Source organism: Roseococcus sp. (assembly GCF_965227005.1).
Taxonomy (GTDB): domain Bacteria; phylum Pseudomonadota; class Alphaproteobacteria; order Acetobacterales; family Acetobacteraceae; genus Roseococcus.
Genome location: NZ_CBDDFJ010000023.1, coordinates 120,411 through 133,448 on the forward strand (window position 1 = coordinate 120,411; position 13,038 = coordinate 133,448).

The 13,038-nt window shown below is 69.3% G+C and carries 12 protein-coding genes; 9 read left to right on the top strand and 3 right to left on the bottom strand.

What is annotated here, in order from left to right; all coding sequences use genetic code 11:
• Position 1 precedes the first annotated feature (1 nt).
• Genes ACO057_RS13310 through ACO057_RS13320 form a run of 3 tightly spaced genes read left to right on the top strand, consistent with a single transcriptional unit; the run spans position 2 to position 2,941 of the window.
• Positions 2-1,513 (top strand): aldehyde dehydrogenase family protein, encoded by a 1,512-nt coding sequence (locus ACO057_RS13310; RefSeq protein ID WP_421992453.1) that lies wholly within the window; start codon positions 2-4, stop codon positions 1,511-1,513.
• Positions 1,510-2,067, top strand: a complete 558-nt coding sequence (locus ACO057_RS13315; RefSeq protein WP_421992455.1) for a hypothetical protein — start codon at positions 1,510-1,512, stop codon at positions 2,065-2,067. Before ACO057_RS13310 ends, ACO057_RS13315 begins: the two co-directional genes overlap by 4 nt.
• A gap of 10 nt (positions 2,068-2,077) precedes the next feature.
• Positions 2,078-2,941, top strand: coding sequence for a glycosyltransferase family 2 protein (locus tag ACO057_RS13320; protein WP_421992457.1), 864 nt, complete (start codon positions 2,078-2,080; stop codon positions 2,939-2,941).
• Positions 2,942-2,945: 4 nt separating this feature from the next.
• Here ACO057_RS13320 and ACO057_RS13325 read toward each other — a convergent pair whose 3' ends face one another.
• Genes ACO057_RS13325 through ACO057_RS13335 form a run of 3 tightly spaced genes read right to left on the bottom strand, consistent with a single transcriptional unit; the run spans position 2,946 to position 6,009 of the window.
• Positions 2,946-4,283 carry an LLM class flavin-dependent oxidoreductase gene (locus tag ACO057_RS13325; RefSeq protein ID WP_421992460.1) on the bottom strand — a complete coding sequence of 446 codons (1,338 nt, stop codon included), beginning with the start codon at positions 4,281-4,283 and terminating at the stop codon, positions 2,946-2,948.
• A 50-nt stretch (positions 4,284-4,333) separates the two neighbouring features.
• Positions 4,334-4,678 carry a fluoride efflux transporter FluC gene (locus tag ACO057_RS13330; protein WP_421992462.1) on the bottom strand — a complete coding sequence of 115 codons (345 nt, stop codon included), beginning with the start codon at positions 4,676-4,678 and terminating at the stop codon, positions 4,334-4,336.
• Entirely contained in the window at positions 4,675-6,009 is a 1,335-nt protein-coding gene (locus ACO057_RS13335) for a replication-associated recombination protein A (RefSeq protein ID WP_421992464.1), read from the bottom strand. The genes ACO057_RS13330 and ACO057_RS13335 overlap by 4 nt, the downstream gene beginning before the upstream one ends.
• Before the next feature lie 102 nt (positions 6,010-6,111).
• Between ACO057_RS13335 and ACO057_RS13340 the strand changes: the two genes are divergently transcribed.
• From ACO057_RS13340 to ACO057_RS13365, 6 genes are all read left to right on the top strand, one after another.
• Positions 6,112-7,056 carry a Bug family tripartite tricarboxylate transporter substrate binding protein gene (locus ACO057_RS13340; RefSeq protein WP_421992466.1) on the top strand — a complete coding sequence of 315 codons (945 nt, stop codon included), beginning with the start codon at positions 6,112-6,114 and terminating at the stop codon, positions 7,054-7,056.
• 151 nt (positions 7,057-7,207) lie between these two features.
• The gene (locus ACO057_RS13345) at positions 7,208-8,173 is read left to right on the top strand and encodes a Bug family tripartite tricarboxylate transporter substrate binding protein (RefSeq protein ID WP_421992468.1); all 966 of its coding nucleotides are present in this window, start codon (positions 7,208-7,210) and stop codon (positions 8,171-8,173) included.
• 355 nt (positions 8,174-8,528) lie between these two features.
• The gene (locus tag ACO057_RS13350; RefSeq protein ID WP_421992470.1) at positions 8,529-9,215 is read left to right on the top strand and encodes a response regulator transcription factor; all 687 of its coding nucleotides are present in this window, start codon (positions 8,529-8,531) and stop codon (positions 9,213-9,215) included.
• Between the two features lie 1,385 nt (positions 9,216-10,600).
• Positions 10,601-11,065, top strand: a complete 465-nt coding sequence (locus ACO057_RS13355; protein ID WP_421992472.1) for a hypothetical protein — start codon at positions 10,601-10,603, stop codon at positions 11,063-11,065.
• A 128-nt stretch (positions 11,066-11,193) separates the two neighbouring features.
• The gene (locus ACO057_RS13360) at positions 11,194-12,318 is read left to right on the top strand and encodes a hypothetical protein (protein ID WP_421992474.1); all 1,125 of its coding nucleotides are present in this window, start codon (positions 11,194-11,196) and stop codon (positions 12,316-12,318) included.
• Positions 12,319-12,484: 166 nt separating this feature from the next.
• A partial coding sequence (locus ACO057_RS13365) for a POTRA domain-containing protein (RefSeq protein WP_421992476.1) occupies positions 12,485-13,038 on the top strand: 554 nt, incomplete at its 3' end.

Genomic DNA, 13,038 nt, shown 5'->3' on the forward strand with positions numbered 1-13,038 from the left:
TATGCTCGAGACGCCGCACCCCACCCCCGCCGCCCCGGAGCTCGATTGCTTCGCCCTCGCCAAGCAGATGTCCGGCCTGCATTTTATCGGCGGCCGCTATGTTCCCGCGATCAGCGGCAAGAGCTTCGCCGTGGTGAACCCCGCGACCGGCGCCCAGGTCGCCAGCGCCGCCGAGGGTGACGCCGCCGATGTCGACGCCGCCGTCCGCGACGCCGCCCGCGCCCAGAAGGAATGGGCCAAGATGCCGGCCCGCAAGCGCGGCGCCCTCGTGCACCAGTGCGCCGCCGTCATCCGCGAGCACCAGGAAGAGCTGGCCCGCCTGATCGCGCTGGAAACCGGCAAGGCGATCCGCACGGAAAGCCGCGTCGAGGCCGGTACCGTCGCCGACATCCTCGAATTCTTCGGCGGCCTCGGCTCCGAGCTCAAGGGCGAGAGCGTTCCCTTCGCCCCCAACGTGCTCTCCGTGACGATCCGCGAGCCGCTCGGCGTGGTGGGGGCGATCATCCCCTGGAACGTGCCGATGCTGCTGATGGCGCTGAAGGTCGCCCCCGCGCTGGTGGCGGGCAACTCCGTCGTCGTGAAGTCGGCCGAGGAAGCGCCGCTGGCCGTCCTGCGCATCTGCGAGCTGATGAACCGGGTGCTGCCGGCCGGCGTCTTCAACATGGTCAGCGGCATGGGCCCCGAATGCGGCGCCCCGCTGGTCGAGCATCCGCTGGTCCGCAAGGTGACCTTCACGGGCTCGGTCGAGACCGGCAAGATCGTCGCCAAGGCCGCGTCCCAGAAGCTGATCCCGGTGACGCTGGAGTTGGGCGGCAAGTCGCCCATGATCGTCTTCGCCGATTGCGACTTCGCCAAGACCGTCAGTGGCGCGCTCACCTCCATGCGCTTCACCCGCCAGGGCCAGAGCTGCACGGCCGCCAGCCGCATCTATGTCGAGCGCCCGATCTTCGACGCCTTCGTGGCCGAGATGAAGCAGGCCGTCGACAAGATGGTCATGGGCGACCCGCTCGACGAGAAGACCGACATCGGCACCATCATCAGCGAGGGCCAGTTCGAGAAGGTCCAGGGCTTCATCGACGAGGGCAGGAAGACCGCCGGCGCCACGGCGCATGAGTGCTCGGCCATGCCCAAGGATTCCGCGCTGAAGAAGGGCCTGTTCATCCGCCCCGTGATCTTCACCGGCCTCGACGGCAACTCGCGCCTGGTGCGCGAGGAGATCTTCGGGCCGGTCACGGTCATCCAGCCCTTCGACGACGCCGAGGCCGTGCTCGCCGAGGCCAATGACAGCGAATACGGCCTCGCCGCGAGCCTGTGGACCAACAACCTCAAGGTGGGCCTCGACCTGGCGCACCGGCTGGAGGCGGGCCTCGTGCAGATCAACCAGAACCTCGTGGTCCAGGCCAATCTCTCCTATGGTGGCGTGAAGAGCTCGGGCCTCGGCAAGGAGGCATCGCTCGAAGCCATGCTCGAACATTTCACGGCGAAGAAGACCATCATGGTCAATATGGCATGAGCGGCGACCTGTCGGGCAAGACCGCCGCCGAGCTCAAGGCGATGGTCGCCAACGCGGACAACATCCTCGCTGGCCCCAATGCGAAGCTCCACGCCAAGGCGACCGAGTTCCGCGAAGCGGCCAAGCTGGCGCTGGAAACGCGCCGCGTCTCGCCCGTCGGCGCCCGCGCCGCGGTCGATCCGGTGCTGGCCGCCGCGACGCAGCGCATCCTCGCCGTGGCGGCCGAGGCGCAGGCGCGCTTCGACCTGACGGCGGAGACGGCCAAGGCCGCCGGCGTGAAGCAGCCGCATGCGCTGCTCTCCAAGGACGGCGCGCCCAAGACGGGCGGCGGCGTGCGGACGAAGAAGTATCGCCGCTGCCCCTACATCTCCTACCGGGGCCCGGCCGGCATCGCGATGCTGCAATATGCGGTGCCGACGGACGGGTCGGACGGCTTCTGGACGGGCGGCCTCGTGGCCGTCGGCGCCCCGGAGCTCGACACGCCCATGGAGGAGGAGGCCGCCGTGGCCGCCTTCCAGCAGGCCCTGGCCGAGACCGCGCCCAAGCGTTCGTAAAGATTATGCCGTGAAAGAAGTCAGCGTCGTCATCGTCGCCTATAACTCGGCGGCGCTGCTTCCTTCCTGCCTCGCGGCGATCCCGGCCGAATGCCCGGTGATCGTCGTGGACAATGCCAGCCCCGATGACAGCGCGGCCGTGGCCCAGGCCGCGCGCCCGGATGCGAAGGTGGTCCGCGCGCCGCGCAACCTGGGCTTCGGGCCCGGCGCCAATGCCGGCTTCGCCGAGGTCACGACCGAATTCGGCATCCTGCTCAACGCCGATGCGACGCTGGAGCCCGGCACCCTCGCCGGCCTCGTCGCCGCCGCGCGCCGCTACCCCGAGGCGGGCATGTTCGCGCCCGAAATCCTCACCCCCGAAGAGACGATGCAGTTCGGCCACGACCTGCCCTTCCGCCGCCTGCGCGGGCCGGTCGTCGCGCCCGAGGGCGATGCCTGCTGCTGGTATGTCGGCGGCTCGGCCATGTTCCTGCGGATGTCCGCCTTCCGCGCGATCGGCGGCTTCGATCCCGACATCTTCCTCTACTTCGAGGACGACGACATCTGCCTGCGGATGCGCGAGGCGGGCCATGCCCTGGTGCATGTCGCCGGCGTGCGTGTGCGCCATGAGGGCGGCGCGAGCTCGGCACCCTCCGAGACGCTCAATTGGTGGAAGGCCTTCCACCAGGGCTGGTCGCGCCTGCATCTGGAAGACAAGCACCGCGGGCGCGGCGCGGCCTGGCGGCTCGCGCTCGGCGAATGGCCGGGCCTCACGCTGAAGGCGGCGCTGCGGCGCGGCGATGTGCGGCGCGAGAAATGGTCGGGCCGGGCGGCGGGCATGCGCGCCTGGATGAGCGGCCGCAAGGCCGGGGCCATCGCGCTCGGGAAGCGCTGAGCTCCTACTCCGCCGCGCTTTCCATCGCCGCCGCATAGCGGCTCGGCGGCCGCGCCAGTCCGAGGTTCTCGCGCAGCGTCGTCCCCGCATATTCGCGGCGGAACAGGCCGCGCGCCTGAAGGATCGGCACCACCTGGTCCACGAAGGCGTCGAACTGCGTGGGGAAGAAGGGCGGCATCAGGTTGAAGCCGTCCGCCCCGCTTTCGCGGAACCATTCCTCCATCGTGTCGGCCACCTGCTCCGCGGTGCCGATGACCGTCAGATGCCCGCGCGAGGCGGCGACGCGGTGGCAGAGCTCGCGCAGCGTCAGCCCCTCGCGCCGGGCCGTCTCCAGCAGCAGCAGCGCGCGGCTTTTCAGATGCTCGTTCTCCGGCAGGTCGGGCACCGGCGCGTCAAGGTCGTAGCCCGACATGTCGGCGCCCAGCCGGTCCGACAGCACGGTATTGGCCTGCTTCATGTCGAGGTTGCGGCTCAGCTCGGCGAAGAGCGCCTTCGCCTCCCCCTCGGTCCGGCCGATGATCGGCATGAAGCCGGGCATGATCTTCAGGTCGTCCTCGCCCCGCCCATGCTGGGCGAGTTGCGCCTTCAGCCCGCGGTAAAAATCCTGCGCGTCGGCGAGGTTGTTCTGCGCGGTGAAGACCACCTCGGCCGTGCGCGCCGCGAGCGCCTGGCCGGGCGCGGAGCTGCCGGCCTGGATGATCACCGGCTGGCCCTGCGGGCAGCGCGGCAGGTTCAGCCCGCCCTTCACGGTGAAGTACTTGCCCTCGAAATCGGGGATGTGGAGCGTGCCCGGCCGCACGAAGGTGCCGCGCGCCTTGTCCATGACGAAGGCATCGTCGTCCCACGAATCCCAGAGCAGCTTGCAGGCCTCGACGAATTCCTCGGCCATGGCGTAGCGCTCGGCATGCGGTGGATGCTGCTTGCCGAAGACCGCACCGTTCTTGGGATAGGAGGTGGTCACCACGTTCCAGGCTGCGCGCCCGCCCGAGAGATGGTCCAGCGAGGAAAAGGCGCGGGCGGTGTGATAGGGCTCGGCATAAGTGGTCGACGCCGTGGCGGCGAGGCCCAGATGCTTCGTGCTCGCGGACAGCACGGAGAGCAGCGTGATCGGCTCGAACTTGCCGATCGAGGACGGATGCTCGCCATAGCCGGTGGAGAAGTTGTCGGCGAGGAAGAACATGTCGAACTTGCCGCGCTCGGCCGTCGCGGCGATGTGCTGCATGAGCGCGAGATTGGCGCCGCCCTCCATGGCGTCGGGGTGCCGCCAACCGGCGACGTGATGCCCGGCGGCCTGGACGAAGACGCCCATTCGCATCTGGCGGCCCGATGGTTCTGCGGTCATGGCGACGGCTCCTTCCTCTCCATCCAGCAAGGCCCGCGCAAGCGGGAGCGTCAAGCGCCGGGCGAGAACCTCATGCCCAGCCCGAAGGCGGCCAGGCCCAGGATCAGGGTCAGCGCCACATAGGCCACCCCCTCCCAATGGGCACGCTGCCACAGGACGGCCGTCTCGAGGCTGAAGGCGGAAAAGGTGGTGAAGCCGCCGAGCACGCCCGTCATCCAGAACAGCCGCGCCTGGGGCGAGAGCCCGCTGCCGGCGAGCATGCCCATGACGAAGCTGCCCAGGACGTTCACGAGGACCGTGCCCCAGGGCCAGCCCATCCCCAGGAAAAGCAGCGAGGCGAGATAGCGCAGGACGGAGCCCGACGCCCCGCCGATCGCGACCAGAAGAAAGTTCATGACGATTTCCGCAAGGCCTTCTGCGCCGACCAATAGTCGAGCCGCTTGCGGATATCACGCTCGAAGCCGCGCTCGTTCGGCTGGTAGAGCGCCGGACTTCCGCGCTTCCTGACCTCGTCGGGGAAGAACTCCTGCCCGGCATAGGCGTCGGGATAGTCGTGGTCGTAGCGGTAGCCCGCCTTGTAGCCGAGCTCCTTCATGAGCTTGGTCGGCGCGTTCAGGATGTTCATCGGCGGCGGGACGTGGCTCGTCTCGCGGGCCAGGCCCGTCGCCGCCTCGAAGGCCATGTAGGAGGCATTGCTCTTGGGCGCCGTCGCCACGTAGCTGATGGCCTGGGCGAGGAAGAGCCGCCCCTCGGGCCAGCCGATGCGCTCGAAGGCCTGCCAGGCGGTCATGACCTGCACCATGGCCTGGGGATCGGCCATGCCGACATCCTCGGACGCCGCGCAGGCGAGGCGGCGGAAGATCGCCTCGGGGGATTCGCCCGCCACCACCATGCGCGCGGCGTAGTAATGCGCGGCGTGCACGTCGCTGCCGCGCAGGGATTTGTGGAAGGCGGAGAGCAGGTCGTAATGCCCGTCGCCGGCCTTGTCGTGCGAGGGGAGCCGGCGCGTCAGCACCTGGCCCATCGCCTCCACGCCGAGGGGTTCGCCCGGGCGCACCGTGGCGATCTGCTCGACCAGGTTCAGCAGATAGCGCCCGTCCCCGCCGGCCAGGCCCAGCAGCGCCTCGCGCGCCTCGCCGGTCAGGGGCAGCGGGCGGCCGAGATGGGCCTCGGCGCGCTCCAGCAGGATGGCCAGGGCCGCCTCGTCCAGGGCCCGCAGCACATAGACCTGGCTGCGCGAGAGGATGGCGCCGTTGAGCTCAAAGGAGGGGTTCTCCGTCGTCGCCCCGATCAGCACGATGGTGCCGTCCTCCATCACGGGCAGGAAGGCGTCCTGCTGGGCGCGGTTGAAGCGATGGATCTCGTCCACGAAGAGCAGGGTGCCCTGCCCCATCCCGCGCCGGTCCCGCGCCGCCTCGAAGACCCGCCGCAGGTCGGCCACGCCGCCCTGGATGGCCGAGAGCGCCTCGAAATGCAGATCCGTCGCATGGGCCAGCAGACGGGCGATGGTGGTCTTGCCGGTGCCCGGCGGGCCCCAGAGGATGAGCGAGGACAGCCTACGGCTCTCGACCATCCGCGTGATGGGCCCCTCGGGTCCGAGCAGGTGGTCCTGGCCGATGACATCCGCCAGCGCGGCCGGACGCAGGCGGTCGGCGAGCGGGCGCGGCGCCTCGGTCTCGAAGAGGCTGGCGGAAGCCGGCTCGGAACGCGGTTGACGGGGGGCCATGGCGGCATCCTAGGTCCTTCACGCCCCGAAGGGCATGGGGGCGGTGCGGGTTTCACCGAAACGAAGCTTGACGCGGAGGGGGGCCGGCGCGACGCCTCCGTCATGCTGCGCCGCTCGCTCCTTCTCGCCGCCTGTCTCCCGGCCGTTGCCCGCCCTGTCGGTGTCCTGGCGCAGGAGCGGCCCGTCCGCCTCGTGGTCGCCTATCCGCCCGGGGGCAGCACCGACATCCTCGCCCGGCTGATCGCGCCCCGGCTGGGCGAAGGCCTTGGCACGCTGGTGACGCCCGAGAACCGCAGCGGCGCCTCGGGCGCGGTGGGCGCGGGCGTCGTGGCCCAGGCGGCGCCGGACGGCGCGACGCTGCTGCTCGATTCCGGCGGCCAGGCGGTGAATCCCTTCCTCATGCGCGGCCTCGCCTTCGACTACCGCACCGCCTTCGCCCCCGTGACGCTGCTGGCCACGCTGCCCCTGGTGCTGGTGGTCCGCGCCGAACTGGGCGTGGCCACCCTGCCCCAGCTGCTGGACCGGCTGCGGGCCGAGCCGCGCCTGGCGGCCTATGGCAGCGTGGGCATCGGCGCGCGGACGCATCTGGCCATGGCCGCCCTGCTGCGCCGGGCCGGGATCGCGGCCGAGCACATCCCCTATCGCGGCGGCGCCGACCAGGTGACGGGCCTGCTGCGCGGCGATGTCGCGATGGGCTTCACCTCCATCGCCTTGTCCGCGCCGCTGCTGCGCGAGGGCCGGCTGCGCTCGCTCGGCACCTCGCTGCCCGGCGCGGCGGACAGCATCGCCGATCAGGGATTTCCGGATTTCTCCATCGGCGACTGGCTGGCGCTCTTCGCCCCCGCCGGCACACCGGGCGCGACCGTCGCGCGGATCGCCGCCGCGGCGGCCGAGGCCGTGAACCAGCCCGCTTTGCGCCCGCGCCTGGACGAGCTGGGCCTGCTGCCGGCGGCCGAAGGGCCCGAGGCGCTGGCGCGCTTCCTCGCCGCCGAGCGCGAGGCCATGGGCGCGCTCATCGCCGCCGAGGGCATCCATCTCGACGGATAAGTCTTTGTTTAGGAATGATAGACCAGGCCGATCCGTTGCGACTTGACGCGGTCGCGCCGGCAGGGTTCCTGACCGCGATTTCGTCGCCGACGGGGGTTCCGAACGTCACTGTGCGAAACCCCGTCCCCGGCAACCAGGGAGTTGATTTAACATGATCCGTCGCGAATTCCTCATCACCGGCCTCACCGCGGGCCTCGCCGCGCCGGCCCTGGCCCAGGGCTGGTCGCCCACCCGTTCCGTCCGCCTGATCGCGCCCTATGCGCCGGGCGGCGGCGTGGACACCTCGGCCCGGCTTCTGGCCGTGCCGATGACCAGTTCGCTCGGACAGTCGGTGGTGGTCGAGAATCGCGGCGGTGCCGGCGGGGCGATCGGCGCGGCCGAGGTGGCGCGCGCCGCGCCGGACGGGCTGACCGTCATGATCGACGCCCTGGCCCATACCGTGAACCCGACGCTGATGCGCGGCCTGCCCTTCGACTATGCGACGGCCTTCACCCCGATCAGCCAGGTGCTGGTCTGGCCGCAGATCATGATCGTGCCGCCCAACCTGCCCGTGCGGAACCTCGAGGAATTCGTGGCCTATGCGAAGACGCGGCCGGGCCAGCTCACCTACGGCTCCTCGGGCAATGCGACGGCGGCGCACCTTGCCTCGGCGCTCCTGCTGCGCCGGGCGGGCCTGGAGATGACGCATGTCCCCTATCGCGGCGGCGCGCCGGCCTTGCAGGATCTGGTGGGCGGCAACCTGACCTTCGTCTTCGCCACCGTGGCCTCGGCGCTGCAGCTCGCGCAGGAGGGGCGTGTGCGGGCGCTGGCCGTCAGCTCGCTGACGCGCCTCGCCGCGCTGCCGGACGTCGCCACGGTCGCCGAACAGGGCTTCCCGAATTACGAGCTGAACGAGTGGAACGGGCTTTATGGTCCGGCCGGGTTGCCCGCGCCGATGGTCGCGCGCTGGTACGATGCCGTGAAGGTCGCGCTGGCCGACCCCGCCGTGCGCGGACGGCTCGATGCATTGGGCGCCATTCCCGTGGGCAGCGCGCCGGAGCCCTTCGCGGCCTATGTGCGCCAACAGCGCGAAGCCATGGGCGCGCTGGTGCGCGAGACGGGCATGGAGCTCGGCTAAGGTCGGCTTCGGATACCCCATCGGCGGGCAGGGATTTCCTTCCGCAATTCGCGGTGCGCACTCTCCGGCGGTCACGCCGGAGAGTGCGCACCGCCGTTCCCCGACTCCGATAGCGGTGATCCAGACATGGGCAGGCAGTGCTCAGATCATTGATTTTCCTTTATGTCCTCAGGCACGCCTCATTCCAGAAAATACAAATACCAGACAAATAGGCATACAATTATGAATGGGCATTCTTCGTGAAAACCAGCTTCGCCAGCTTGCAACCAAAGTTCTCGTTTATCCTTTTTTCTTCTTAGAAACGGACGTAGGGTCACAGAAACGGAATTGTCAGCCCAGGCCAGGGACAAGCTGCATGATCAAGGCCACGAGCGTGCTTATGATCGACGACGATGTGGCATTCAGCACCGAAGTCGCTGAGGCGCTGAACCAGCATGACCTTCCCGCGCAGGTTGCCCATTCCTGGGACGAGGCCATGACCGCCCTCGACCGCTTCAAACCGAAGATGATCATTCTGGATCAACGGCTGGGTCATGTGGATACGCTGTCGCACCTGACGCAGCTCCGCAGCCTGACCCAGGCGCCGATCCTGCTGCTGACGGGCAATCCCTGCGAGGCGGACCGGATCATCGGCCTCGAGATCGGCGCTGACGACTTCCTGCAAAAGCCCATCTCGACGCGCGAACTGCTGGCGAGGGTCCGCGCGCATATGCGGCGCAGCGCCCCGCCGGAGAAGTCCGATCGCGTCTGGCGTATCGCTGAACGCGAGCGCCGCCTCTACCGGCCCGACGGCACGCCCGTGGCCCTGACGGCCACCGAATTCGAGATGCTGAGCTGTCTGTCCGAAGCTATCGGCCATCCGGTGAGCCGAGACACCCTGAGCACACGGGTCCTGATGCGCCCCTATCGCGCCGAGGACCGCTCCATCGACAATCTAATCTACCAGCTCCGGCTCAAGATCCGCGATTCCGGTGGCGGCGACGTCATCCTGGCGGCGCGGAGCCGCGGCTATTACTTCACGGGCTTCCCCCAGCCCCATTGAGGCGTGTCGACCGAAGGCGCGGAAGCACTTCAGGACCGAGGTCCGCCCGACACCGACCTCCCTGAGCCTGCATGGCGCCGGTCGTATTCGATCGACGCTCTACGCAAGGAATTTTCACAATCTCAATAATTTTTACTACGCGTAAAATATCATTTGCCAATCTATTGCAAATATTATGACCGGCAACTCAGGAATCCGAACCTCACAGAACTTACCCTCTCGAATTTATTTTGAATTAATACTCCTGCTATTTGTTAATTCATTTGGCATGAAATGCTCTAAACATCCCGCAGATTCATTGAGTGTTCCGAATAATCCAAACCTCCAGAAAAACACAGTAAATTCAATGACTTTATGACGACATAAAAATCCTTATCAGTATTTTTCTTACTCAAACAGTATTTTTAGGACAAAAGCAGGAAAAACAAGTTACGCAAAGCATTTGCTTTCCTAAAATGGATGATTTGTAGAATGGCTCTCAGATCAGGTGTGTCGGCAGAATGGTTCACCACCATTCGTCAACACATCGGAGGCCGTTCCAATGAGCAACTATACATTCCAGGGGATTAAATTGCGCTTAGGGCTGTCAGCGCTGCTGCTGTCCACGGTGGCTGCATGCGGCGGCGGCCGTGACGGCGGCATCTCGATCACCGAACCGACCCTCACCACGGCGGCCGCTGGTGCGGCCGGGACCAATGGAACGGCCGGGGCCAATGGAACGGGCAGTTCCGGTTCGGGTGGCAACGGCACCTCGGGGACCAATGGCGCGGCCGGCAGCCCGGGTTCCGATGGTTCGAACGGCACGGCGGGCGCAAACGGCGCCACCGGGGCGACGGGTGCCACTGGTGCGACGGGCGCCACCGGGGCGACGGGCGCCACCGGGGCGACGGGCGCGGCCGGAACAAACGGAACGAACGGCACTTCCACGACCATCGCCGCCAATCCCCTCGGTGGCATCCTGAACCTCAATCTCGCCGGCGTGCAGATCGGCGGCCCGCAGGCCGGGGGCACTCCCGCACCCATCACCGCCTCCATCCTCGGCACGACGCCCGCCCCTAACGCCCCGATCAGCGCGAGCGTCCTCTCGGGGCCCGGCAACCAGGTCCTGGGCCTGCTCACAAACGTCTCGACCACGGTGACCAATCCAGGGACGCTCGCCGGCAGCCTCTCCGCCACCACGGCCCCGATCCTGGGCGCCGCCGGCACGCTGCCCGTCGTCTCCAATCTGCTGGGCGGCCTCCTGCCCTCCACCCCGGGCGCCGCGCCCCTCGTGGGGCTGAGCCTCGGCGGCACGCGCCTCCTCGGCAACGGCCAGACCCCGTCGCTCGTCAATGCCGCCCTGCTCGGCTCGACCCCCGGCGGCGGGCTCCCCGATCACCGCGAACGTGCTCACAGCCGCCACCTCGGGCGGGCTGCTCGGCGGCCTGACCGGCGCCCTGCCCGTCGCGGGCGGGTTGCTCGGCGGCAGCGGCACGGGCGGCGCGCTCGCGCCCGTCACCGGCCTCCTCGGCGGTCTCACGGGCGGTGCGGCCGGCACGGGTGCGCTGGCACCCGTCACCGGCCTCCTCGGCGGCCTCACCGGTGGCGGTGCGGCCGGCGGGGGCGTGCTCGCGCCCGTCACCAACCTCGTCGGCGGCCTCACGGGTGGCGCGGCCGGCACGGGCGTGCTGGCGCCCGTCACCAACCTCGTCGGCGGCCTCACGGGCGGCGCGGCCGGCACGGGCGTGCTGGCGCCGGTCACCGGCCTCGTCGGCGGCCTCACCGGCGGCGCGACCGGCGGCACCGGCGCCCTCGCCCCGGTCACCAACACGGTGAACGGTCTTCTGGGAGGTGTGCTGCGCACGCGCTGACCTCCTTCGGCGAAGGGGCGACCCGCCCCTTCGCCTCCCCATGCAGGGCCGCCTCGCGCACCGATGACGGTGCCAGGCCGCCCCCCGCGCCCCGAGGGGCGCAGGGCAAGCCATCAAGGAATTCCGCTATGATCATCCAGCAGAAGCTCCGTCTCCTCAGCCTCCTGGCCTCCACCGCGCTGGCCGCCGCCGCCTGCTCGGGCGGCAAGACCGTCTTCGTCCCGGAGGGCGGCTCCGCGCCGGTCGTCACGGGCGCCATGGGCCCCACTGGTCCCACGGGTGCCACTGGGTCCACCGGGGCCACGGGCGCGACCGGAACGACCGGACCAAGCGGGACGAACGGCACTTCCACGGCCATCGCCGCCAATCCCCTGGGCGGCGTCCTGAACCTCAATCTCGCCGGCGTGCAGGTCGGCGGCCCGCAGGCCGGGGGCACGCCCGCGCCCGTCACCGCCTCCATCCTCGGCACGACGCCCGCCCCCAACGCCCCGATCAGCGCGAGCGTCCTCTCGGGGCCGGGCAACCAGGTCCTGGGCCTGCTCACCAACGTCTCGACCACGGTGACCAATCCAGGGACGCTGCTCGGCAGCCTCTCCGCCACCACGGCCCCGATCCTGGGCGCCGCCGGCACGCTGCCCGTCGTCTCCAATCTGCTGGGCGGCCTCCTGCCTTCCACCCCGGGCGCCGCGCCCCTCGTGGGACTGAGCCTCGGCGACACGCGCCTCCTCGGCAACGGCCAGACCCCGTCGCTCGTCAATGCCGCCCTGCTCGGCTCGACCCCTGCGGCAGGCTCCCCGATCACCGCGAACGTGCTCACAGCCGCCACCTCGGGCGGGCTGCTCGGCGGCCTGACCGGCGCCCTGCCCGTCGCGGGCGGGTTGCTCGGCGGCAGCGGCACGGGCGGCGCGGCCGGCGGGGGCGTGCTCGCGCCCGTCACCGGCCTCCTCGGCGGTCTCACCGGCGGCGGTGCGGCCGGCGGGGGTGTGCTCGCGCCCGTCACCAACCTCGTCGGCGGCCTCACGGGCGGCGCGGCCGGCGGTGGCGTGCTCGCACCCGTCACCAACCTCGTCGGCGGCCTCACGGGCGGCGGCGCGGCCGGCGGTACCGGCGCCCTCGCCCCGGTCACCAACACGGTGAACGGCCTCCTCGGCGGCCTGGGTGGTCGACCCGGCGGCGCCACGGGCGTGCTGGCGCCGGTGACCGGCACCGTGAACGGCCTGGTCGGTGGCCTGTTGGGAGGCCTCGCCCGCTGACATCGAAGGCAACGAGGCGGGGTTCGGGACCCCGCCTCGTTCTGCCGCACTCGGCCGCTCCATCAGTTTAATCATTACTTAAGGTTGAATTCAGGATTTGTTTTTAACTCGCCGCACAATCTGACCGACATTTTCAATAATAATTACGTAGGAGAGAGTTATAAATATGAAGCGCGTGATGGCCATTCTGGCTCTTGCTCTGGCCTTGCTGATGCCGGCCAAGGCGCACGCGCAGGCAGGTCTCGGCCCTCGTGGCTTCGACACCGACCGGCCCGACATCCGCCCGCCCCTGCCCCGCGGCAGCACGCCTATCCCGCCGGCCGAGCGCCAGATCACCGTGGCCAACCTTCCCGACATCACGATCCGCGACGTGGCCGTGGTCGGCGACCAGATGCTGGATCGCGCCGTCCTCGCCCGCGCCGTGGCGCCCTTCGCCGGGCGGCAGCTGTCCTCGACCGAACTCACCGCCATCTCCGAGGCGATCAGCCAGGCGCATCGCGAGGCCGGCATCGCCCTCTTCGGCGTCGTCGTGCCGCAGCAGGACTTCGCCCAGGGCGTCGTCATCGTCCGTCTGGTCGAGGGCCAGATCGGCGAGGTCGTCTTCGAGGGCGACGTCGAAGGTGCCGATCTCAGCCTCAGCCGCGCCTATGCCACGGCCATGCAGATGGAACGGCCGCTCCGCCTCGCGACGCTCGAGCGCTATCTGCTGCTGATGTCCGA

Bases quoted from the DNA above. Each gene is read 5' to 3' on its own strand.
- ACO057_RS13315 (WP_421992455.1), top strand. From the start codon at position 1,510: ATGAGCGGCGACCTGTCGGGCAAGACCGCCGCCGAGCTCAAGGCGATG.
- ACO057_RS13325 (WP_421992460.1), bottom strand. From the start codon at position 4,283: ATGACCGCAGAACCATCGGGCCGCCAGATGCGAATGGGCGTCTTCGTC.
- ACO057_RS13340 (WP_421992466.1), top strand. From the start codon at position 6,112: ATGCTGCGCCGCTCGCTCCTTCTCGCCGCCTGTCTCCCGGCCGTTGCC.
- ACO057_RS13330 (WP_421992462.1), bottom strand. From the start codon at position 4,678: ATGAACTTTCTTCTGGTCGCGATCGGCGGGGCGTCGGGCTCCGTCCTG.
- ACO057_RS13350 (WP_421992470.1), top strand. From the start codon at position 8,529: ATGATCAAGGCCACGAGCGTGCTTATGATCGACGACGATGTGGCATTC.
- ACO057_RS13345 (WP_421992468.1), top strand. From the start codon at position 7,208: ATGATCCGTCGCGAATTCCTCATCACCGGCCTCACCGCGGGCCTCGCC.
- ACO057_RS13310 (WP_421992453.1), top strand. From the start codon at position 2: ATGCTCGAGACGCCGCACCCCACCCCCGCCGCCCCGGAGCTCGATTGC.
- ACO057_RS13335 (WP_421992464.1), bottom strand. From the start codon at position 6,009: ATGGCCCCCCGTCAACCGCGTTCCGAGCCGGCTTCCGCCAGCCTCTTC.
- ACO057_RS13360 (WP_421992474.1), top strand. From the start codon at position 11,194: ATGATCATCCAGCAGAAGCTCCGTCTCCTCAGCCTCCTGGCCTCCACC.